Source organism: Streptomyces sp. NBC_00271, from assembly GCF_036178845.1.
Taxonomy (GTDB): domain Bacteria; phylum Actinomycetota; class Actinomycetes; order Streptomycetales; family Streptomycetaceae; genus Streptomyces.
In genome coordinates this window covers 11,682,922-11,703,415 of sequence record NZ_CP108070.1, presented here as the reverse complement: position 1 = coordinate 11,703,415, position 20,494 = coordinate 11,682,922, and the positions used below count along the sequence as shown (strand labels likewise).

Annotated in this window: 17 protein-coding genes and 1 pseudogene; 4 read left to right on the top strand and 14 right to left on the bottom strand. The window is 73.5% G+C overall.

The window, feature by feature from the left end; translation table 11 throughout:
• The first annotated feature begins 138 nt into the window (after window positions 1–138).
• Complete coding sequence (locus OG798_RS53575; protein ID WP_328755917.1) at window positions 139–2,664, top strand: SpoIIE family protein phosphatase; 2,526 nt, start codon at window positions 139–141, stop codon at window positions 2,662–2,664.
• Between the two features lie 56 nt (window positions 2,665–2,720).
• On the opposite strand, the gene OG798_RS53570 is transcribed toward OG798_RS53575, so the two are convergent.
• The 7 genes and pseudogenes from OG798_RS53570 to OG798_RS53540 form a co-directional block, all read right to left on the bottom strand.
• A complete protein-coding gene (locus OG798_RS53570) occupies window positions 2,721–3,956 on the bottom strand; it encodes a PP2C family protein-serine/threonine phosphatase (RefSeq protein ID WP_121413223.1) in 1,236 nt (411 codons plus the stop codon).
• Window positions 3,957–4,385: 429 nt separating this feature from the next.
• Entirely contained in the window at window positions 4,386–5,009 is a 624-nt protein-coding gene (locus OG798_RS53565; protein WP_328755918.1) for a hypothetical protein, read from the bottom strand.
• 152 nt (window positions 5,010–5,161) lie between these two features.
• Window positions 5,162–5,617, bottom strand: coding sequence for a DUF1153 domain-containing protein (locus tag OG798_RS53560; RefSeq protein WP_328755919.1), 456 nt, complete (start codon window positions 5,615–5,617; stop codon window positions 5,162–5,164).
• A 164-nt stretch (window positions 5,618–5,781) separates the two neighbouring features.
• The gene (locus tag OG798_RS53555; RefSeq protein ID WP_328755920.1) at window positions 5,782–6,375 is read right to left on the bottom strand and encodes a hypothetical protein; all 594 of its coding nucleotides are present in this window, start codon (window positions 6,373–6,375) and stop codon (window positions 5,782–5,784) included.
• Between the two features lie 772 nt (window positions 6,376–7,147).
• Window positions 7,148–8,419: pseudogene (locus OG798_RS53550) on the bottom strand (DUF6777 domain-containing protein); the annotation flags it as partial.
• A gap of 248 nt (window positions 8,420–8,667) precedes the next feature.
• A complete protein-coding gene (locus tag OG798_RS53545) occupies window positions 8,668–9,681 on the bottom strand; it encodes a serine/threonine-protein kinase (RefSeq protein WP_328755921.1) in 1,014 nt (337 codons plus the stop codon).
• A gap of 228 nt (window positions 9,682–9,909) precedes the next feature.
• Window positions 9,910–11,283, bottom strand: a complete 1,374-nt coding sequence (locus OG798_RS53540) for an aminotransferase class V-fold PLP-dependent enzyme (protein WP_328755922.1) — start codon at window positions 11,281–11,283, stop codon at window positions 9,910–9,912.
• Window positions 11,284–11,617: 334 nt separating this feature from the next.
• Here OG798_RS53540 and OG798_RS53535 point away from each other — a divergent pair, with 334 nt between their 5' ends.
• Complete coding sequence (locus tag OG798_RS53535) at window positions 11,618–12,031, top strand: hypothetical protein (RefSeq protein WP_328755923.1); 414 nt, start codon at window positions 11,618–11,620, stop codon at window positions 12,029–12,031.
• A 265-nt stretch (window positions 12,032–12,296) separates the two neighbouring features.
• On the top strand, window positions 12,297–12,620 hold the full coding sequence (locus tag OG798_RS53530; protein ID WP_267059947.1) for an acyl carrier protein: 324 nt from the start codon (window positions 12,297–12,299) through the stop codon (window positions 12,618–12,620).
• A 92-nt stretch (window positions 12,621–12,712) separates the two neighbouring features.
• Here the strand turns inward: OG798_RS53530 and OG798_RS53525 are convergent, their stop codons facing one another.
• Window positions 12,713–13,381: a nitroreductase gene (locus tag OG798_RS53525; RefSeq protein WP_121413229.1), complete on the bottom strand. Its 669-nt coding sequence runs from the start codon at window positions 13,379–13,381 to the stop codon at window positions 12,713–12,715.
• 406 nt (window positions 13,382–13,787) lie between these two features.
• A complete protein-coding gene (locus tag OG798_RS53520) occupies window positions 13,788–14,273 on the bottom strand; it encodes a MarR family winged helix-turn-helix transcriptional regulator (protein WP_121413230.1) in 486 nt (161 codons plus the stop codon).
• Window positions 14,274–14,561: 288 nt separating this feature from the next.
• Here OG798_RS53520 and OG798_RS53515 point away from each other — a divergent pair, with 288 nt between their 5' ends.
• Entirely contained in the window at window positions 14,562–16,064 is a 1,503-nt protein-coding gene (locus tag OG798_RS53515; protein WP_121413231.1) for a condensation domain-containing protein, read from the top strand.
• 99 nt (window positions 16,065–16,163) lie between these two features.
• Here OG798_RS53515 and OG798_RS53510 read toward each other — a convergent pair whose 3' ends face one another.
• From OG798_RS53510 to OG798_RS53490, 5 genes are all read right to left on the bottom strand, one after another.
• Window positions 16,164–17,045 carry an ABC transporter substrate-binding protein gene (locus OG798_RS53510; protein WP_328755925.1) on the bottom strand — a complete coding sequence of 294 codons (882 nt, stop codon included), beginning with the start codon at window positions 17,043–17,045 and terminating at the stop codon, window positions 16,164–16,166.
• A 37-nt stretch (window positions 17,046–17,082) separates the two neighbouring features.
• Complete coding sequence (locus OG798_RS53505; protein WP_328755926.1) at window positions 17,083–17,847, bottom strand: SDR family NAD(P)-dependent oxidoreductase; 765 nt, start codon at window positions 17,845–17,847, stop codon at window positions 17,083–17,085.
• Window positions 17,844–18,530, bottom strand: a complete 687-nt coding sequence (locus OG798_RS53500) for a TetR/AcrR family transcriptional regulator (RefSeq protein ID WP_328755927.1) — start codon at window positions 18,528–18,530, stop codon at window positions 17,844–17,846. Before OG798_RS53500 ends, OG798_RS53505 begins: the two co-directional genes overlap by 4 nt.
• Window positions 18,531–18,714: 184 nt before the next feature.
• On the bottom strand, window positions 18,715–19,197 hold the full coding sequence (locus OG798_RS53495) for a hypothetical protein (RefSeq protein ID WP_328755928.1): 483 nt from the start codon (window positions 19,195–19,197) through the stop codon (window positions 18,715–18,717).
• 65 nt (window positions 19,198–19,262) lie between these two features.
• Window positions 19,263–20,483, bottom strand: a complete 1,221-nt coding sequence (locus OG798_RS53490) for an RNA-guided endonuclease InsQ/TnpB family protein (protein ID WP_328755930.1) — start codon at window positions 20,481–20,483, stop codon at window positions 19,263–19,265.
• Between the last annotated feature and the right edge of the window lie 11 nt (window positions 20,484–20,494).

Sequence of the window (20,494 nt, the reverse complement as noted above, 5' to 3'; positions counted from 1 at the left end):
GCAGCGGCGCGGTCATGGACGAGGCGGCGGGCCGCGCCCCCGGTGACGGCGCCGGGTTGGTGCTCCGTGCCCCCCGGGATCATGCTTGTCAGGAGAGCCCCCGGCCGTGCAGGTTCCCGAAGGGCGAGATGAGCGGCGATGGAGCGACTTCCCACCCATCCTGGTGAGCGGCCACACGAGTCGGACGCCTCCCCCGGTCCGGCCCGCACGGTCCCTCCCACTCCCCCTCCCACGGCCACCGCCGCCGTCGACGCGCGGGGCATCGTGACGGAGTGGAGCGAAGGGGCCCGGCAGTTGCTCGGCTACCTGCCCTCGGAGGTCGTGGGACAGCCCGCCGCCCGTCTGCTCGCCGACGACGCCGGCACGGCCGACGCGGCGGCGCTGCGGGACGCGGCCGGACGGGAGCGGTGGAGCGGCACCGTGGCACTGCGGCACCGCGACGGCCGCCGGCTGCGGCGGGAACTGCTGGCGCACCGCCGTACGGCGGACGGCCCCGTCACCGAGTGGCTCGTGGTGTCCGCCGTCACCGGCACACCCGAGGGACAAGCGCCCCCCGGCCCGCCCGAAGGAGAAGCAGCCGGGAGCGGGACGTACGGGAGCGAGGCGGCCGGGAGCGGTCGGCTGGGGGAATGGGCGTTTCGCCAGTCGCCCTGCGTCCTGGCCGTCTTCGACGCGGACCTGCGGCTGGTGCGGGCCAACGCCGGTATGGAGCAGGTGCTGTCCCTCACCGAGGACCAGATGCGCGGGCGGCGTCTGCCGGAGATCGTGCCGCATCCGGTGAGCGACGAGACCGAGGCGAAGATGCGCCGGGTGCTGGAGGGCGGCGGCCCGCAGCATCTGCGGGCGGGCACCGGCCCCGCGGGCACCGGGGCGGACGACGGCTGGTCGACCTCCCTCGTCCCGCTGAAGGACCCCGCCGGGCGCGTGCGCGCGGTGTGCCTGGCGGCGCACCAGCGGCTCCAGGAGCATCTCGCCCGGCAGCGGATGCTCCTGCTGAGCGAGGCCTCGGCCCGCATCGGCACCACCGCAGACAGCGGGCGCACCGCGCAGGAACTGGCCGACATCGCCGTCCCGCGGCTCGCGGACTTCGCCGCCGTCGATCTGCTGGACGCCCCCCGGCACGGCGGCGAGCCCTCCCCCGCCGCCCCGGCCAGGGCCCTCGCCACGACCCGTACCGCGGTGCGCTCGGTCCTCGACGACGTGCCCGCCGCCTCCGCGGCGGGCACAAAGACCCTCTACCCGGCCCTGTCACCGGTGGCCCGGTGCCTGGCCCAGGGCCACGGCGCCCTGTACGACGCGGCCGACCCCGACCTCCTGCGGTGGGCGCGGCAGGACCCGGGGGCCGCCCGGCTCCTGGGCAGCGGAACGCACTCGGTGATGGTGGTGCCAATGCGGGCCCACGGCGCCACGCTCGGCGTGGCCCTCTTCGGCCGGCACCGGCGCGCGGAGCCCTTCGAGGCGGACGACCTGTGGCTGGCCGAGGAACTCACCGCCAAGGCGGCCGTCAGTATCCACACCACCCGCCGCGACAGCCGCGAGCACACCAGCACCATGACCCTGCAGCGCAGCCTGCTCCCGCAGACGCTGCCCGACCAGGGAGCCCTGGACATCGCCACCCGCTATCTGCCCGCCGGCACCCGGGCCGGCGTGGGCGGCGACTGGTTCGACGTCATCCCGCTGTCCGGTGCGCGGGTGGCGCTCGTCGTGGGCGACGTGGTCGGCCACGGCATCCGCGCCTCCGCCACCATGGGCCGGCTGCGCACCGCGGTGCGCACCCTGGCGGATGTCGACCTGCCGCCCGACGAACTGCTCACCCACCTCGACGACCTCGTCCTGCACCTGTCCGCCGACGAGGGCGGCACGGACGGCGCCGAAGAGAGTGCCGGGGGCATCGGCACCACCTGTCTGTACGCGGTCTACGACCCGGTCTCGCGCCGCTGCGCCCTCGCCCGGGCCGGCCACCCGCCGCCCGCCGCGGTCACCCCGGACGGCGCCGTCCGCTTCCTCGACGTCCCGGCCGGCCCGCCGCTGGGCCTGGGCGGCCTGCCGTTCGAGACCTTCGAGACCGAACTGCCCGAGGGCAGCCTCCTGGCCCTCTACACCGACGGTCTGCTCGCCGCCCGCGACCACGACATCGACGAGGCGCTGGACAAGATGTTCGCCGCCCTCGCCCGCCCCGCGAAGACCCTCGACACGGTCTGCGACAGAGTCCTCACCGCCATGCTGACCCACCGTCCCGACGACGACATCGCCCTGCTCGTCGCCCGCACCCGGGCCCTGCACGCCGACCGGGTCGCCGCCTGGGACCTGCCCTCCGACCCGGCCGTCGTCGCCCGGGCCCGCAAGCACGCCACCGAGCAGCTGACCGCCTGGGGGCTGGACGACGCCGCCTTCATCACCGAACTGACGGTCAGTGAACTGGTCACCAACGCCATCCGCTACGGCCGGCCGCCCATCCAGCTGCGGCTGATCCACGAGGACTCCACGCTGACCTGCGAGGTCTTCGACTCCAGCAGCACCGCCCCGCACATGCGGCGCGCCCGGACCTTCGACGAGGGCGGGCGGGGCCTGCTGCTGGTCGGCCAGCTCGCCCGGCGCTGGGGCACCCGGCACGCCCTCACCGGCAAGACCGTCTGGGCCGAGCAGTCCCTCTCCCCCGGCTGACCGCCGCCCGCACGGGGCCGCGGCCGCCAGGTCCTGTGGGAACGTGACGACAGGGCCTAGAGGCGCACGACGACCAGGGCGACGTCGTCGCGTCCGCCGCTGCTGACACCGAGGCGGGCAAGCAGCGTGTCGGCCAGGCGTTCGGGAGCAAGACGGGTGTGGCGGGTGAGAGTGTCGGTGAGCCGGCGCAGGCCGACGTCGATGTCCTCTCCCCGGCGTTCGATGAGCCCGTCGGTGTAGAGCACGAGGGTGTCTCCCGGGGTGTAGGGCAGCTCGGCCTGGGGGCGGGGCACGTGGCGGGGGCGGGCGCCCAGCGGGGGGTCGGTGGCCTGGTCGAGCAGGCCGAAGGAGCCGTCGGGATGCACCAGGACGGGCGGGAGATGGCCCGCGCTGCTGTAGCGGATGCGGTGGACCCGGTTGTCGATGACGGCCTCGGCCGCGGTGGTGGCCAGCGCCCCTTCCACCGAGCGGGCATACAGGCCCAGCACCTCCAGCGCTCTGGCCGGCTCGTGCAGGGCGCGGACCGCCGCGGACAGGGCGCTGCGGAGCATGCCCATCGTCGCGGCGGCCTCCAGGCCGTGCCCGACGACGTCGCCGACGGCCACGGCGAAGCCGCCGGGCAGATCGACCACGTCGTACCAGTCGCCGCACACGTTCAGGGACCCGGCGGCGGGCATGTAGCGCACCGCGATGTCCTGGTGGCCCGCCAGGTCGGGCGAGTGCAGCATGGCCTCCTGCAGGGTGACGGCGACCTGGCGTTCCCGGGCGTGTGCCTTGCGCAGTTCGTCGTTCAGCTGCTGCAGTGCGCGCGCCCGCGCATACAGCTCGGCCTCCATCGCCTCCCGCTCGCCCAGCACGCTGATTCTCTGCGCGAGCCGGGGGCGGGACAGGACGAACTCGGTCACGTCCTCCACCCGGTGGATGATCCACTCCACCTGTCCGTCCGGCCCGAGCACCGGGGTGTTGACCGGCGACCACCAGCGCTCCTCGAACTCGCCCGGACGGCCGGTGACGGGGATGTCGTACTTCTGCACCGCCATGGTGTCCGGTTCCTTCGAACGCAGCACCCAGTGCAGGGAGGCGCTCAGATTCCGCACCCCGTCGGCGCCCGGGTCCGCGGGATTGTCGGGGAAGGCGTCGAACAGGTACCGCCCGACCAGTTCCGTCCGGGTGCGGGCGGTCGCCAGGAGGTAGGCCTGGTTGACGTCCACGATCACCAGGTCGCGGCCCAGCACCAGGTACGGGCTGGGGGTGGCGGCGAACAGCGCCCGGTAGTCGATCCGCTCCCTCACCGCACTCGCTCCCTACCGCCCCGACGCCACGGTCCTCACCCCGCCCACGAACCCACTCGACCACGACACGGGGCCGTCCGCGCTGCGGGAACCCCGGCCCGAGTCCGCCGCCGGCTGGACCGCGCCGCTGGGCGGGGCGTTCCATCGAAGGGCGGCTCCTTTGCGTATCGACGTGCACGCCCGCCTGTGGACCGCAGGGCTCGATACGGGTACCCCGCGCGGGACCGGTGCCGACGCGACGCGGCCGATCTGGACCGTCGTTTCGCGCGGCCGTGGACCACATCGCCGACTCGGGGCTCACCCCGGAGGAAGCCACGATGATCCTCGACACCAACGCGGCGAACCTGCTCGGCCTGTCCGCGCCCTGACCCCGCGGGCGCAACCACTCCCGCCGCACCGCGGGCCGGGCCCCCCGGGGGCGGGCGGACGTCAGCCGGCGCCGCCGGTGCCGCCGCGGCCGCCCATGCCGCCGCTCTCACAGCCGAGCCCGAGGCAGATCCCGCCGGTGCCGCCCTTGCCACCGCGGCCGCCGTCGCCGGTGCCCACCGCGGCTCCGCCCGTGCCGCCGGTGCCGCCGTTGGCGCTGCCGCCGCAGATCCCGGCGCAGATCCCGCCCTGGCCACCGATACCGCCCTCGCGGCCCGGCGCGCCGGTCGTGCCGGTGCCGCCGTTGGCGCTGCCGTTGCACAGCCCGGCGCAGATCCCGCCCTGGCCGCCGTTGCTCCCGTTGACGGTCCCGTTGCAGTTGCCCGCACACACCCGGTCGCCGATCCGCACGCTGCCGTCGCCCACCTTGACGGTGCCGAACTGGCCACTGCCGAACTGGCCGTTCACGAACTGACCGCTGGCGAACTGGCCGCCGCCCGGCCAGCTGCCGCCGCCCGGCTGGGCGCCGTCGGCGGGGAGCTGCCGGGCGGCGGCCACCACGGCCGTATGGCCCTGCGGCACCGGCGCGGCCATCGCGGCCGGCGCCAGCGCGCCGGCCGCCACACCGGCGGTCAGAGCGGTCGAGACCGTGAGACCGAGACGGACCTTCCAAGAACGCATACGCATGGCATTCCTCTTCCCAAAGAATTATTTTCCGTACCGCGGTTTCCGCTGTATCGAATAAACCCGGCCAAGGACCTCGCCGTCACGGCCCGTGAATTCGGGGCTTGACAGGAACGCCCCGGCCCGCACCGGGCCGGGGCGTCGGAGGAAGTCCCTCAGGAGCCGAAGAGGGAATTCAAACCCATCAGCGCGGCCCAGTCCCCGTCGCGGAACTGCTTGTCCCAGGTGTCGAACTCCTTCTCGGAGATCTTGTACTTCTTGGCGACGTCGGCCTTCTTCGCCTGCCCGGACTCCACGGTCAGCACGATCCGTATCTTGTCCACGCCCGTGAGCTCCGACTTGGGCTTGTCGGGCAGGTCGTCGAACTTGAAGCAGCCGAGCCGGCCGGGCTCGCCGGGCTCCCCCGGCCGACCGGGCTCACCACCCTTGCCGCCTTCCCCGCCCTTGCCGCCTTCCCCGCCATGGCCGCAGTGGGACGGGTCGGCCGGGACCATCTGGCTGATGCCTGTGGTGACGCCCGGCGCCGCCTGGGCTGCGCACGCGGTGCCGGTGGCGAGGGCCACCGAGGCCACCGCCAGGACGAGCGGACGCTGCCAGCGAGTTCTGGACATGGGGGTTCTCCGTTTTCCTTGAGCAAGGTTGTGGTTCTGCGGGGCGCAGCGCCGGCCGTCCGGCTCCGCGTCCTGGTCAATGGGGGTGCGGGGGAAGGGGTGAGGGGTGAGGGGTCCGGTGGGGCGCAGGCCGTGCGGGCCTTCGCCCCACCGGGGCGGAACGGTCAGAAGATGCTGCCGCCGCCGGCGCCACCGCCGCCGCCCAGGCCGCCGAAGAGGACGCCGAGCCCGCCCGCGCCGCCCTTGCCTCCGTCGCCGCCCTGGAAGACACCGAAGCCGCCGTTGCCGCCCTTGCCTCCGTTGCCGCCGATGAAACCGTCGCCGCCGGAGCCGCCGGAGCCGGCGCTGCCGCCGAACAGGCCGGTGCCGCCGTCGCCGCCCCTGCCTCCGTCGCCGCCGATGACACCGTCGCCGCCGCCACCACCGCCACCGCCACCACCGCCGGACAGGATGCCGTCGCCTCCGTTGCCGCCCTTGCCTCCGTCACCGCCGACGCCCAGGACGCTGCCGCCGCCGGAGCCGCCGGAGCCCCCGCCGCCGCCGATGAAGCCGTCGCCTCCGGCACCGCCGTCACCGCCGGCGCCGCCGCCGTGGACGAAGCTCACGACATGCGCGGCGGGCATCGGGGCGGCCATCGCGGCGGACGCCGGAAGGACGATGCCTCCGGTGATCACCGCGGCCGAGGCGGCGAGTGTCGCGAGGCGGAAGCCCCGGCGCTTGGAGCGGACGTCGCTGTGGGTGTGAAAAATACGGGTCATGGGTTTTCTCCTACCGATTCAGGGGACTCTTCTGCCCGTCCCGAAAATTCGGGACGACAGCCGGCGGACCGTTTTACCGGGACCGCCGCACCGGGACAATTCGCGGTTTCGGTGAAAGAGAAAACCCTCTGCCGAAGATTTCCGTCCTACCGTCCTGCCTCATCTATTTTCCGGATTTCCTTTCCGGTGAGGCCCGCACTTCAAGTAGGCCCCACGGGCACCGCACGGTCACGTTCCGAGGAGTCGTGACTTGACCCAGCGGGACGAGTCGGGTAAAGCGCGCAAAAAGATGCCGCACGGTGGTCCTGGGACACCCTGCGGCGTATGTGCGCCAGCGCTGCTAGGACCCCTCGGGGCCCGGCGGTTGCTGCTGCTCCTGCTCCTGCTGTTGCTGCTGTTCTGTGTCGGCGGGCGGGGGGCCGGAATTCTGGGGCTCCGTGTTCTGGGGCGCGGAGGACAGGGGCTCGGAGGACAGGGGTGCCGAGGACAGGGGCGGAGGCTCGGAGGTCTGGGGCGCGGACGTCTTTGGCTCGGGCTGCGAGGAGGGCGGTTCGGAGGACGGGGCCTGCGGCTTCGAGGACTTCTCGGACGGCGACGGCGGCGATGACGACGGCTGGGAGGAGCCCGGTGAGGACGGCCCGGACGACGGAGAGGACGGCTTGCCCGACTCCGACGAGGACTTGTCCTTCGACGGTGACGACTCCTTGCCGGACTTCGACGACTCGGAGGACTTGGAGGGCTTGCCTGACTCGGACGACTTGGAGGGCTTGCCCGACTCCGACGACTTGCCCGACTCCGAGGACTTCGACGACTTGTCCGACTCGGACGGCTTACCCGACTCGGACGGCTTCGACGGCTTGCCCGACTCCGACGACTTCGACGACTTGTCCGACTCCGACGGCTTCGACGGCTTCGACGGCTTACCCGACTCCGACGACTTCGACGACTTGCCCGACTCCGACGGCTTGGACGGCTTGCCCGGTCCCTGCGAGGTGTCGCCGTTCGAGGGTGTCTGTTCCCTGCCCGTCGTGGACGGCTTCGGTGGCGGCGGAGGCGGTGGCGGTGGCGGTGTCGTCTTCTTGTCGTACTCGCCGCGGTGGTCTCCCTGGTCCCGGGTGAACCATTCGCCCTTCTTCTGGCCCGCCACGACGAACTTCTTCACCGGGCGGGGCGCCGGCGCGACGACGACCACGTGCGAGGGCCGGTAGCCGGACCACGACTGGCCCACCGGCCTGGGGGCGGCACTCTGCTGCGCGGCCGGCGGTGTCAGCGGGTTCCCGCAGGCGCAGCGCACCCGCGGTACCCCGCGCTCGTCGACCAGGACGGCGGTGCCCGCCTGCAGCACGGCCTGATAGGTGGTGGCAGAACCGTTGCGGTAGCCGTGGTTGGTGACCCGGGTGTCCGCCCGGAGCTGTACGGAGGTGAGGGTGCGCAGATAGCCGGGGACGGCGGAGGGCTGGATGCCCAGCACCGAGGCGAAGGCCGCGTTCTTCGACGGTTCCGCCTTGAGGGCGGTGATCTGCTTCTCCACGTCGCAGCTGGCGACGTTGCGTGTCCCGCCGTAGAGGCCGGGGGCGTCACCGCTCACGCTCTGTACCGCGTTGTCCGTGCCCGTGGCCGTGGAGGGCAGCGAGGGTGTCGCCGTCGGCGCGGTGCTCTCCTTCGCGGTCGACTCCGTGAACGGGTCCGCGCCCGTGCTCCCGGCGGACTGCAGGAAGACCTCGCCCCGCTGCTGGTTCGAGGTGTCGTCGGAACGGGTGAACACGAGGATCAGGGCCACCGCCGCCACGATGGCGGTGGCGACCACGGCCACCCGGGGCGCGGACTTCCACCACGGGTGGTGCGGGCCCTCGCCGCCGCCCGGGCCCCCGCCGCCGGATCCGCCGGGCGGTCCGACCGGCGGTCCCGACCGCCCGCCGCCGAGGCGGGTTTCGGCGTCCGGGGGTGTGGGCCGGTCCGGCTGGGAAGGCCCCGCCAGCGGCCCCGACGGAGGACCTTTGGGACGGCCGGACGGCGGTTGGGACGACGACGGTTCGATGCTCACGAGCTCCACTCCCGGCATCGGGGCCTGCGGCACACAGGCCAGCGGCACAGCCTCAGGAAACCCGCAACACAACCTCCTGCCGTCGGCCCCGCGCCCGCCCCCTCGCCCTCCGCCCGCCGGTGCCTCTTCACACCATTGTGTGCGGCCGTGCCGCACACCTCGCAAGCCGACGGCCCACACCCGGCAGGAGCGGGCAGGGCCCGCACCGGGGCGGGCGGCGCACGGCCGGACGGACGTACGGCGTGCGGCTATCCGGGGGTACGGCCGAAGACCGGCCGGGCCCACCCCGGCGGCTCCGGCACCGGCTCGGGTGCCCGCGGGGCTTCGGCGACCGCGGGGACCACCTGGGTCGGCGCGTGCACGTCCTTGCCGACCGCGGCAGCGGCGGCGGCGCCCGCGCCGCTCGCGGCGGCCCGCAGTGCCGCCACGAACTCCAGGCAGGAGTCGTAACGGTCCTCGGGGACCTTCGCCAGGGCCTTGGCCAGCACGCCGTCCAGCGCCGGCGGGATGCCCGGCCGTTGCTCGCTCAGGGGCGGCGGCTGGTCGTACTGGTGCGCCCACAGCAGCGCCATGTCGTCGTCCCGCTGGAAGGGCGGGGCGCCCGCGAGGGTTTCGTAGACGACGCAGGCGAAGCCGTACAGATCGCACCGGCCGTCCACCGGGCGGCCCGAGATCTGCTCCGGGGCCACGTAGTCGAGCGTGCCGACGAACTCGCCGACGGTCGTGAACCCGGTCAGCGACAGCGACTTCTTCGTCAGCCCGAAATCCGTGAGGTAGACGTACTCGGGATGATCACTGTCCGTGCCCCGGGCCACCAGGATGTTGCCGGGCTTGACGTCCCGGTGCACCAGGTCGTGTTCATGGGCCGCGTCCAGCGCCGACGCCACCTGCCCGGCGATCCGCAGCGCGGTCGTCACCGGCAGCGGGCCGTCCCGGTCGAGCAGGGCCCGCAGATCCAGCCCCGAGACGTACCGCATGGCGATGTACAGGACACCGTCCGTCTCACCGGCCTCGAAGACCGGCACGATGTGCGGGTGGTCGATGGCGGCGGCCACCAGCGACTCGTGCGTGAAGCGGCGCCGGAAGGTGTCGTTGCGGGCCAGTTCCGGGGCGAGCAGTTTCAGCGCGACCGTACGGTCCAGACGCAGGTCCTTGGCGCAGTACACGACGGCCATGCCCCCGCGGCCGATCTCGCGCTCCACCCGGTAGCCCGCGATCTGGGCCCCGATCAGGCCCGAGGCCCGGCCGGAGTACAGCTCCATGCCCCCCGACGCCGCGCCCATCACACACCGCCGCCGGCCCACCGTGCGAGCGCCCCGGGACAGCCCCCCGCGCCGCCGGAACCGACTCCCGGAGCGGGTCCCGGCGCAGCCGTGTGAACGGGCCGCTCACCCATGCCCGAATTCTATCCAGCGCTTTCTCCGGGCGCTTGATCACGGCCGGTCCGCAGACGGGCGTCCCGGACGCATCCTTCAGATTCGGGGGCGGGGTCAGGGCGTGGGGCACAGGGTCAGGTGGCGGCGGGCGGACGGCCGGGGCCGGGGCCCCGCGGGCGGGACCGGGGCCGGGGCAGAGGCGAGGGCGGGAGTGGGGGTCGGGGTGGGGGTGGGAGGGAGGGTGCGGGCGGGGCGGGGGCGTTGCGCACCGGCGGTCTCCTCGCGGACGACTTCCCGCAGGGCGCGGCCGAAGCGGGCGATGTCCTGGGGGGTGGTGTCGGGGCCGAGGGAGGCGCGCAGGGCCGTGGTGGCGCCGGAACGGGGCAGGTGGAGCGGGGTTTCCTGCGCGACCGTCTTCCACAGGACGACACCGCGGGCCGCCAGCCGGCGGCGGACGAGCGCGGCGGGCAGGTCGCGGTGGCGGAAGGCGAGGATGGCGGACTGGACCCGGCCCGGGGCGATCAGTTCGGTGCCGGGGCACTCCTCGACGGCGGCGCGCAGGGCGGGCAGGAGCCCCTGCCCGGCCAGGCCGGCGGGTCCGTCGGTGGTGGCCGTGGCGGTGGTGGCGGTGGTGGCGGTGTGGTGGGCCAGGGCGGCGTTCAGGCCCGCGACGGCCGCGTTCGGCGGCAGGGGGCGGTGGGCGGCGGCGTCCTCGAACGCGGCACGCAGCCGGGGCGCCAGGAAGGCGAACCCGACGGCGTACGGGCCGCGCAGGAAGCGCCAGCCGTCCCCCGTCAGCAGCTGGCAGCCGATGCGGCCGGCATCCACGGGGAGCTGGCCGGCGGAGTAGGAGGCGTCGACGGCGTACACGCACCGGTACGGGGCGAGGATCTGCCCGATCTCCTCGACCGGGTTGACGATTCCGCAGCCGGAGGGGACGTGGACGACCGAGACGAGGGCGACGTCGTCGTCGATGTGCCGGGCCATCCACTCCAGGTCCAGGTCCCCGTCCTCGCGCAGCGGAACGACCTCCACCGTGCAGCGGGTGCGGTCGCGCAGGGCGTAGAGGGCGGTCAGGCGGGCGGCGCTCTCGTAGGGGGTCGTCCAGACGCGCTCGCCGCGGCCGGGGGTGAGGCGGGAGACCAGCGCGTCGAAGGCGCCGGCGGCGTCCGTGACGACGGCGGTGTCGGCGGCCGGGACGCCGAGCAGAGCGCCGAGGCGCTCGTGGACCTCGGTGCGCAGGACGTCCTCGAGGTCCTCCTCGAGCTCGTGCGGGCCGTAGCGGTCCTCGCGGCTCGCGCAGTCGGCGACGAGTGCGCGGACGGCGGCGGGCATGGTGCCCCAGCCCGCCGTGTCCAGGTGGACCGTCCGGCCCTCCCGGTCCGCGGGCTCCGTGCGGTCCGTGCCGTCCGTGCCGTCCGTGCCGTACGCGTGGTCCGTGCCGTACGTGTGGTCCCTGTGGTCCGTGGATGACGGCGTCGCGTTCATTTCCGGGGCCTCCCCCCGCTGTCGCCAAATATTGCCAACTTGCTTGGCAATACATTGCCAAGCGCGAGGCCGTGATGGCAACGGGGGCTCCGGCGGCGCTCTAGCGGAGGGGCCGCGAAAGTGCAGTTCAACCCCCTCGGGTTCGGCTCCGCGCGACCCGCGGAGCGGGGTGTTTGACAAACTTTGCCAGGCATCCGCGCAGGCGGTACGGCGACTCTCGCCGGCCTCCAGCCCATCTCCAGCGAATACCGAGCAGATCCCGAGGAGGCATTGCCAAGCTTCTTGGCAAGAAGTTACCAACGCAGATTCGCTTCATTGCCACGGAGGAGCTGTCATGAAGAACCTCGTCGCCCGCCTCGCCGTCACCGCCGCCGTCGCCTCCGCCGTACTCACCGCCGGCGGCATCAGCACCGCCGCGGACGGCATCGGCTGGCCCAAGGCGGCGAGCACCACGACCGCCTCCTCCTCCATCGGCTGGCCGAGGACGGCCGGCACCGTCTCCGCCGCCTCCGCGGAGGGCGACATCGGCTGGCCCAAGACCACCGCCACCACCGCCGCGGCCACGGACGACATCGGCTGGCCGAAGGGCACCGTCACCACCGTCTCCGCCACCGACGACATCGGCTGGCCCAAGGTCACCGTCGTCTCGGCGAACGGCGACATCGGCTGGCCCAAGACCACCGCCACCACCGCCTCCGCCACCGACGACATCGGCTGGCCGGTCGCGGGCGGCAGCGCGGCCGTCTGAGGGTGCCGCCCGCCCTCGCACGGCCGCCCCGTCCCCGCGCGTGCGCGGAACGCTTCCCCGCCGCCGCCCCCGTACGACGTCCACCGGACCACCCGCCGAACCCGTGAGGCCCCCGCCGGCAGCAGCACCGTGGCGGGGGCTTCGGTCATGTCACGGGGCGGGCCCGCGGCCTGAGCGGGCGTCCACGGCGACTCGAGCGGGACGCGGCACGGTGCTGCCCGGAGCACCGCTTCGCCTCTCCCGTGTCCCGGAAGGAAGTCGCCCAATGGCCCACGCACCGTGGAACGCGAAGTTCGAGGACGTCCTGCGCCAGGGCCTGCCGGGGCTCGGCAAGGACAAGGAGCCCGCCGCCGACGTCCCGATGGAGGCCTACGGGCTGGACTCCATGGCGCTCATCGGCATCGTCAGCGCGCTGGAGTCCGCGTTCCGCGTCAGCCTCGCCGGCCAGATCGTCGTCCCGGTGCACGCCCTGAGCGCCGGCCAGCTCTGGGGCATCCTCTCCGCCGCGCTGGCCCCGGCATGGGACGAGAGCCGGCCCGCCGCGGCCGCACGCCGCACGCGCGACCTGGGCCCCTGGGCCGTGGCCTGAGCGCCGACGGCATGCCGGCCCCTTGATGCATATGGACCACTTATGTGCGCGTGGCGGGAAACGGCGCCTTGACCGGCCGAGGACGGGCGGTGTCAGTAGTCACCGACGAACGTGACCGTCTCGTCGAGCGGCGCCCGGCCCGTACGGGTGTATCCCACCGTGACGTCCTCGAACCCGATCGACATGCCGCAGAAGAGGACGAGCTCGTCCGGGGGTGACAGGACCTCCGCGACGGTCTTGCGGTACTTCGCCCATGCCATCTGCGCGCAGCTGTGCAGCCCTTCGGCGCGCAGCAGCAGCATGACGGTCTGCAGATACATGCCGACGTCGGACCATTGGGCCGGGCCCAGGTCGCGGTCGATGTAGCAGAACAGGGCGGCGGGGGCGCCGAAACAGTCCCAGTTCGCGGAAGCGGCCCTCTGGCGCGCCTCCATGTCCTCGCGCGCAATGCCGAGTGCGCCGTAGCGCTGCTCGCCGAAGGCGGATCGGCGTTCGCGGTACGGGGACTTCAGTGCGGGCGGGTACTGCTCGTACTCCGGCTCGTCCCAGGGGTCGCCCACGGCCAGGCGCTCGCCGGCGCGCTTCTTGAGTTCGGCCAGCGGTCCGCCGGTCAGCACGTAGGTGTGCCACGGCTGGAGGTTCGATCCGGACGGTGTCCAGGCCGCGCCGGACAGCACCCGCTCCAGCACCTCCCTCGGGACGGGCCGGTCGGTGAATCCGCGTACCGCCCGCCGGCTCGTGACCGCCTCGTAGACGTTCACGGTCGCCCACCTCCCTCCGCGCGACGAGGCACTTTCGTTTCATTCAATATAGTACCATCCGATACCATCTCGTGTTTAACGATTGTCCCGTACAAACCCTCTGCCCCTGGTCCCCCGCTCCGGACACCGCTCCTGGAGAGAGCCCATGGCCACGCTGCTGCACATCGACTCGTCCGTGTTCCCCGGCGAGGCGTCCTCGCCCCAAGGCCGGACAACTCGCTGAGCGCCTCGCCGCATAACCCCCGGGCCATGGACGCCGCCTGACGCCTCACCCCGGTACGTCACGCGGCGTTCCCGTCGCCTGCGCCCTGCCCGGCGGTGACGACGGCTGCCGCCCTCAAGGCCGGGTTCGCCGCGACAGCCGCATGAGACGACACGCGCCCACGCGGCCGGTGCGCGGGCGCGCTTACGCCTCGCCGCCTGCGGGATGGGCAAACCGGGTCAGCAGATCCGTCAGCTGCTCGGGCTCGCCGGGCCCCAGTTCGGCGACCAGATGTTCGGCCAGCGGCGCCGCCGCCACATGAGCTGCGTCGAAGAGCTCCACGCCCTCGGGCGTGATCTCCACCGCCCGCACCCGCCGGTCCCCCGGAACGTTCTTGCGCACGGCCAGTCCCCTGCGCTCCAGGTCGTCCACGACCCGCATGATTCCCGCCTTGTCCGACCCCGTCGCCGCCGCCAGGTCCCGCTGCACCGTGGGTCCGCGGTCGACCAGCACGATCAGCACGGCGAAATGCCGCAGCTCGATGCCGAGCGGCCGAAGCGCCTCCTCCATCACCGCGGCCGCGCGCCAGTGCGCCCGGCGCAGCAGCAGGCCGAGAGCGAAGGGCGAGGCGTCCCCGGGACGGTCGGTCACACGTGAGGGGGTGGTCCGGTGGGGAACGTCGGCGTTCATGGGGCCACATTAACGCCATCGATTCGTTCGATACGGTCTCATTTGAAACTAAATGCGGCTCCGTCCGCTGCGGCCCTGTCGCCTCACGCCAATACGGCTCCACCGGGCCCGGTATCGACCCATCGCCCATGGGGAACAACGGCCTCGTCGCGTCGTCGGGGCGCCGGGGCAGGAGCTCGAGTGGTGCTCCAGTGGTTCGAGACGGCCCCTCAGGATCCCGTTGCCAGGATCTTGGCAAGGTTTTGCCAAGCCTTCCTTCTGTAGCCGCTGTCGAAGGAGCAAGCCGCGATGTCACTCTCCGGTCAGAAGCCGCCCGGCCGCCTGGTCCCCTCCGCACCGACGGCGCTGCCGCGGGGCGCGGGCGGCAGCGGCGACGGCGGCGCCGAGCGCGCCGTGCCGCCCGCGTCCGGCGCCGAACCGCCCGGCACTCCCCTGCAGGAGATCGTCCGCGACCTGTTCGCCGAGGCGATCGGCGTGCCGCGGCGCACCGTCCACGCCGACTCCGACTTCTTCCGCCTCGGCGGGCACCCCGCGGCCGCGGCCCGGCTGCTGGCCCGGGCCCGCCGGGTGCTGGGCGCCGGCCTGGACGACCGCACCCTGCACGAGGCGCCCACCCCGGCCCGGTTCGCCGCGGCGGCCGGCGAACGGCCGGCCGCCGCCACCGGGCCCGCCGGGGCGCCCGCCGGGGCATTCGACGGGGAGGGCAGCGCGGTCCTGCCGCTGCGGCTGCGCGGGGCACTGAACGCAGGGGCGCTGCAGGAGGCGCTGGGAGATGTGGGGCACCGTCACGGGGCGCTGCGCAACAGCCGGCTGGGCTCGGCCGGCACCCGGCTGCGCGCCCTGGCCGCCGGGGACCACCTGCTGGAGCTCACCCTCCCGGCCGACCTGGTCGACCTGTGGTCGCACACCCCGCTGGCCGCCGAACTCGCCCTGGCCTACCGGGCACGGGCCGCGGGCCGGGCGCCGCGCTGGGAGGGCCCGGTGCCCGAGGCGGCGCCCCGGGCGCGGGCCGGCGACCTGGCGCCCACCGTGCCGCCGGGCAGCCGGCCCGCCCCGGCCGACGCCCGCGTCGGCCGCCTCGCCCTCGACTGGGATGCCGGCCTGCACCAGCGGCTGGCCCGGCTGGCCGCCGCGCAGGGCGCCACCCTGTTCATGGTGGTGCACGCCGCGCTCGCGGCCCTGCTCACCCGGCTCGGCGCGGGCCCCGCCATCACCGTGGCCGCGCCGGTGCCGGCCCGTGACAGTGCCGCCCTGCGCCGGGCCGTGGGCCCCTACGGGCGGGTACTGGCCCTGTCCGTGGACACCTCCGGCGACCCGGCCTTCACCGCGCTGCTGCGCCGGGTACGCGCCGCGGACCTCGCCGCCTACCGCGCCGGCACCGCGGCGCTGGCCCGGCCCGGCGGCATCGCGCTGAGCGTCCTGGCGGACAGCGGCGAGGCGTACGAGGCGGCCGGGCTCACCGTGCGGGCGGCCCCGCCCCTGCTCCCGCTGCGGGCCGCGGCCCTCGGCCTGATCCTGACCGAACGGCACACGCCGGCCGGCGCGCCCGCGGGCATCGCCGTCACCGCCGCCTACCAGTACGACGCCGTCGGCGAGACGGCCGCCGCCCACCTGACCGGGCAGCTGGCCGCCCTGCTCGAGGCCGCCCTCGACGCCCCCGCCGCCGCGCTGAGCCGGCTGAACGGCGGGGCCAGGCCGCCGCTCGCCCCGGCCGGGACCGGGGAACACGCCGCCCGCTCCCCCGCCCGCCGGCCCGCACCCGCGGCGGTGCCGGTGCCGGTGGCCGGGTGAGCCCGGGTGGCTCTCCGGCCCCGGTCCTCCGGGGGGGCGGGCTCGAGAAGCCTTGCCGGGCATCCCCTGCGCCGGGGCAGCGCCGGCGTCACCGGGCTCCTAGTCGGGTGCGGTGGCTGCGGTGCGGTAGAACTCGGCCGCGGTGATGGTGGCGGGGACGCCGAGTTCGGTGGCGACCGCGGTGATCGCGCCGGCCCCGACGGCGAGGTCGGCCTCGCCGCCGGCGGTGAAATACGGCGCGACGAACGTCTCGTAGTGGGCCCGGACCTCGTCCGCGGTGTGCCGGCCGAGGAATGTCTGCATGTGCCGCACCGTGGTGTCGGGTTCGCCGTGGATCACCCGCAGGGCGCGCCGGTGGGCTCGTACGACGGCCCGGACCGCGGGGTCGTCCGGGTGGATGTAGGTGGGGTCGACGGCCACGCCCACGGTGGGGATCTGGAAGTGGTCGCCGACCCAGGCCAGTACCTGCCAGCCGTGCTCGGCGGCTATCGCCTCCGGTGCCATGGTGCTGCCCACCAGAGCGGCGTCGATGCTGCCGTCGTGCAGCCGGCGCAGGTCCATGCCGTAGTCGCCGGGCGGGCGGACGACGGTGTGGATGTCGCGGTCCGGGTCGAGGCCGGCCCGGCGCAGCACGATCCGGGTGAAGCACCCGGGTGCGGTGCGGGGGGCGTGTACCGCCAGCCGCCGGCCGGCCAGGTCGGCCAGCGAGGCCGGGCCGGGGCGGGCTAGGAACCAGAACAGCGGGCGGGTGGTGTTGACGTGGAGTGCGACCCAGGGGATGCCGTCGGTCAGCCGGGACAGCAGTGCCCGGCCGAGCCCGATGGTGGCGCCGTGGCGCAGCCGCTCCTCGTCCCAGGAGCAGCCGTCGCGCAGTGCGACGTGGACGCCCTCGTCGGCGTAGTAGCCCTGCTGGTCGGCGATGTGGGCGACCAGTTCCTCGTGCAGGCCCCGCCCGACGTAGGCGAGATCGACCGTGTACATGAACGTGTCCCTTGGTCGTGTCACAGGACAGGGGGCGTCAGTACATGGACATGCCGCCGTTGACCGCGGCCGTGGTGCCGGTCATGAAGGCGTTGTCCTCGCCGGCGTAGAAGGCGACCGCCTGGGCGACGTCGTCCGGGTGTGCCAGGCGGCCCAGGGGGGTGGCGGCGACCTGCCGCTGCTTGTGCTCGTTGTCGAACACGTCCGTCATGTGGGCCATGCGGGTGTCCTCCACCGGGCCGGGCGCGACGATGTTGACCGTGATGCCCTGCGGGCCCAGTTCCTGGGCGAGGTAGCGGGCGAACTGCTCCAGTGCGGCCTTGGAGGTGCCCAGCGCGATCATGTGCTCCCGGGGCCGGCGGCTGAGGCCGGTGCCGATGTAGATGATGCGTCCCCAGCCCTGTTCGGTCATGGCGGGCAGGACGGCTTTGGTGACCGCGAACGCCGCATGCATCTCGGCGTCGAGCTTGCCGCCCAGTTCTTCCCACGTCATGTCCTGGAACGACTTGACCGCATACGGGATGAGCGCGTTGTGCACGAGCACGTGGACGCCGCCCCATGCCGCCTGGACCTGCCCGACCATGTTCTCGACGGCCGCCTCCTCGCGCACGTCGGCCTGTACGGCCATGGCCTGGCCGCCCGCGGCCTCGATGCCGGCCACGATCTCCCCGGCCGCCGTGCCGCTGCGGAGGTAGTTGACCACCACGCGCATCCCCCGGGCGGCCAGAAGGCGTGCGGTGGCCGCGCCGATTCCGCTGCTGGCCCCTGTCACCAAGGCCACCCTGCCGTTTGTCCCGGTCACGGGCCCACCTCCTGCTCCTCGTCGCGGGCTCTCGGCATGACCGCGCGCAGTTGTTCCTCGCCGATGCCGGAGTGTCCGGGGTGTGCCGGGCGGATCGCCCCGTAGAGCACGGTGTCGACGCCCGCCCGCAGCAGATCGGCCGCGGTCCGGTCGAGTTCGCGCGGCAGCTGCGAGGTGAGCAGCCGCTCCAGCGCGCCGCGGGTGATCTCACTCAGCAGCTCCGGCGGTGCCGACAGCAGTCCCTGCCGGTGCCCGTCCCGCAGCAGTTCGTCCAGCCGCCGGTAGACCACCGCGTCCACGCGCTGCTCCACGTACTGGCGCAGCACCGCATCGCCTCGTCCCGTCGCAAGCTGGACCGCGCCGATCCGCCCGAGCTCGCTGCCCGCCGCGATCAGGAACCGCTGGACCCGCACGCCGAACGGCTGCCCTTGCGCGTCCTGGGCCGCCGCCAGCGTGCGTTCCACCGCCGTGAACTGCCGGTCCAGCACCGCGGCCAGCAGGCTGCGCTTGTCCGGGAAATGGCGGTAGATCGTCTTCTTGCTCATCCCGAGCTCACGGGCGAGATCGTCCATGCTCGCCCGCGCGGAGCCCGGCGCGAGGAACAGCCGGCCGGCCGCCTCCACGATCACGTCGGCACGCTGCCCGCCCGTCCCGGAAACTCGGGAAACTGATTCGGTTTCCATAGTTTCCAGGGTGACTCCCCGCCTTTGCGCGCGCCTCTCGGGCACGCAGGGAGCCGGCTCGCAGGGCGGCGCGCACCCCGGCGGCCGCTCGTCCCGGCCCAGACGGCGGCCGGCCTCACCGGCCGCCGTTCCGGCACGTCCCCAGGCGGAGTGTTCGACGACCGTCTGCGTCTCGTGCCGCCCGTCAGCGCGTGGGGAGCTGGTCGTAGGTCCTGAAGGTGTAGGTCGCGTCGTAAGTCATCAGGTTCCCGCTCGGCGCCGGGAGCCCGAGCCGCCGGTTGAGCGGTCCGGTCATCGGCCCGCAGTTTTCAGCGGCAGGAGCGGCGAAGGTGTCGTCGTACGCCGAGAACCTGATCAGCGGCGGGTTCGTGGAGATCCACTGCGAAGGGCCCGACCGCTTCAGCTGGAAGTCGACCGGTGCACCGGCGCCGATGGTGCAGCCCTGCGGCAGCCGTGGGCTCATCAGCCTGAATCGCAGGCTGAACTGCCCGGTGTAGAAGTCGGATCGGCCGCCGTACTCCGGCTGAATCGTCAGCCTCGGCCGCCGCGCGCGCTCACCTTGCGCCGTACCGGGCACCTCGCCCGAAACGGCGGTCGGCGCGCTGTGCATCGCACCCCACACCTGCCCTCTGGCGCCGTCCGGGAGCGGACCCTCGGCGTGCGTCATGTTGACTGCTCCCCTCCCTGAAGGGAGGGGATTCCTTCCTCCAGGGCTGAGCGGGGATTCCTGGCTCAGGCTGCCTCTGGGAGCAGCGCTCCCGGTGGTCTTACGCCCTCGGCACCAGCCGGGTCCAGACCTGCCCGGACGAGCATCACGCGGGCGGAGTTCTTGTCTCTGGGGGAGACGGCTCCGCATGCGGTGCAGGTGTAGGTGCGCTCGGACAACGGCAGTGCGTGCTTGGTTCTCGCTCCGCACGATGCGCAGTCCATGGTGGTGTGCGCGGGATGCACGAGACGGATGTCCCGTCCGTGCTTGCGGCCCATCTCGATCAGGGCCTTCTTCGTGGCGCCGATCGCGGCGTCCGCCGCCTTGCGCGCCATCGAGGACCTGGCGAGGAACTTCGACCTGAAGTCCTCGACGGCGATGGCGTCGTGGTCGGTCACGACCTTCTTCGCCCACTTGCGGCCGGTGTCCTGCCGCTGCCGGGCGATCTTCGCGTAGGTCTTCGCCCGCCACTTCTTCGCCTCGCGGTAGCCCTTCGAGGCGGCCTGCCCCTTCTTCGGCCGGCGGCGGGCCATCATCCGGTCGTAACGCGTCAGCCGGGCCTGCGCCTTGCGGCCGTGCTGGGCGTGCGGCAGGTCGTGGGCGTTGGAGGTGGTGGTCGCGGTCTCCTTCACGCCCCAGTCCACGCCGAGCACCCGGCCGGTCTCCGGCAGCGGCTGCACTTCGGCTCGGACGACGAACGATGCGTACCAGTGCCCGACGCTGTCTTGGTACACGCGCACCGAGGAGGGTTCGCCCGGCAGGCTGCGCGACCACACCACCCTCAGCACGATCCCACCCGCCACATGCAGGCGGTCGTCCTTCAGCCGGAACCCGCGCCGGGTGTAGTTCAGCGTCGGCAACGCCTCGCGCTTCTTCTTCCACCCCGGCATACCGGCCCGCTGCCGCTGAGGCAGGCGTTCCCGGATGTCCTTGTGCGCCTTCGCGCGGGACCTGCCGAAGTCCCGGATCAGCTGCTGCTGAGGAACCGAGCTGCCCTCACGCAGCCACGACGTACGCTCCCGCGCCCCGGTCAGCATCTTGTCGAGCTGCGCCGGGCCACAGGTCCGCTTCTCTCCCGTGGTCCTGTTGTGCAGGTGGACCGCCTTGGACTTGGCGACGCACTCGTTCCAGATCCACCGGCACCGTGCCCACTCCGCCTCCAGCGCGGTACGGGCACTCGACGACACGCGAAGCCGGTAGGTGTACCGGGCGCGCCCGGCCCCGTCGGCTTCCCTTGGCGTCGTCATAATGCCACCGT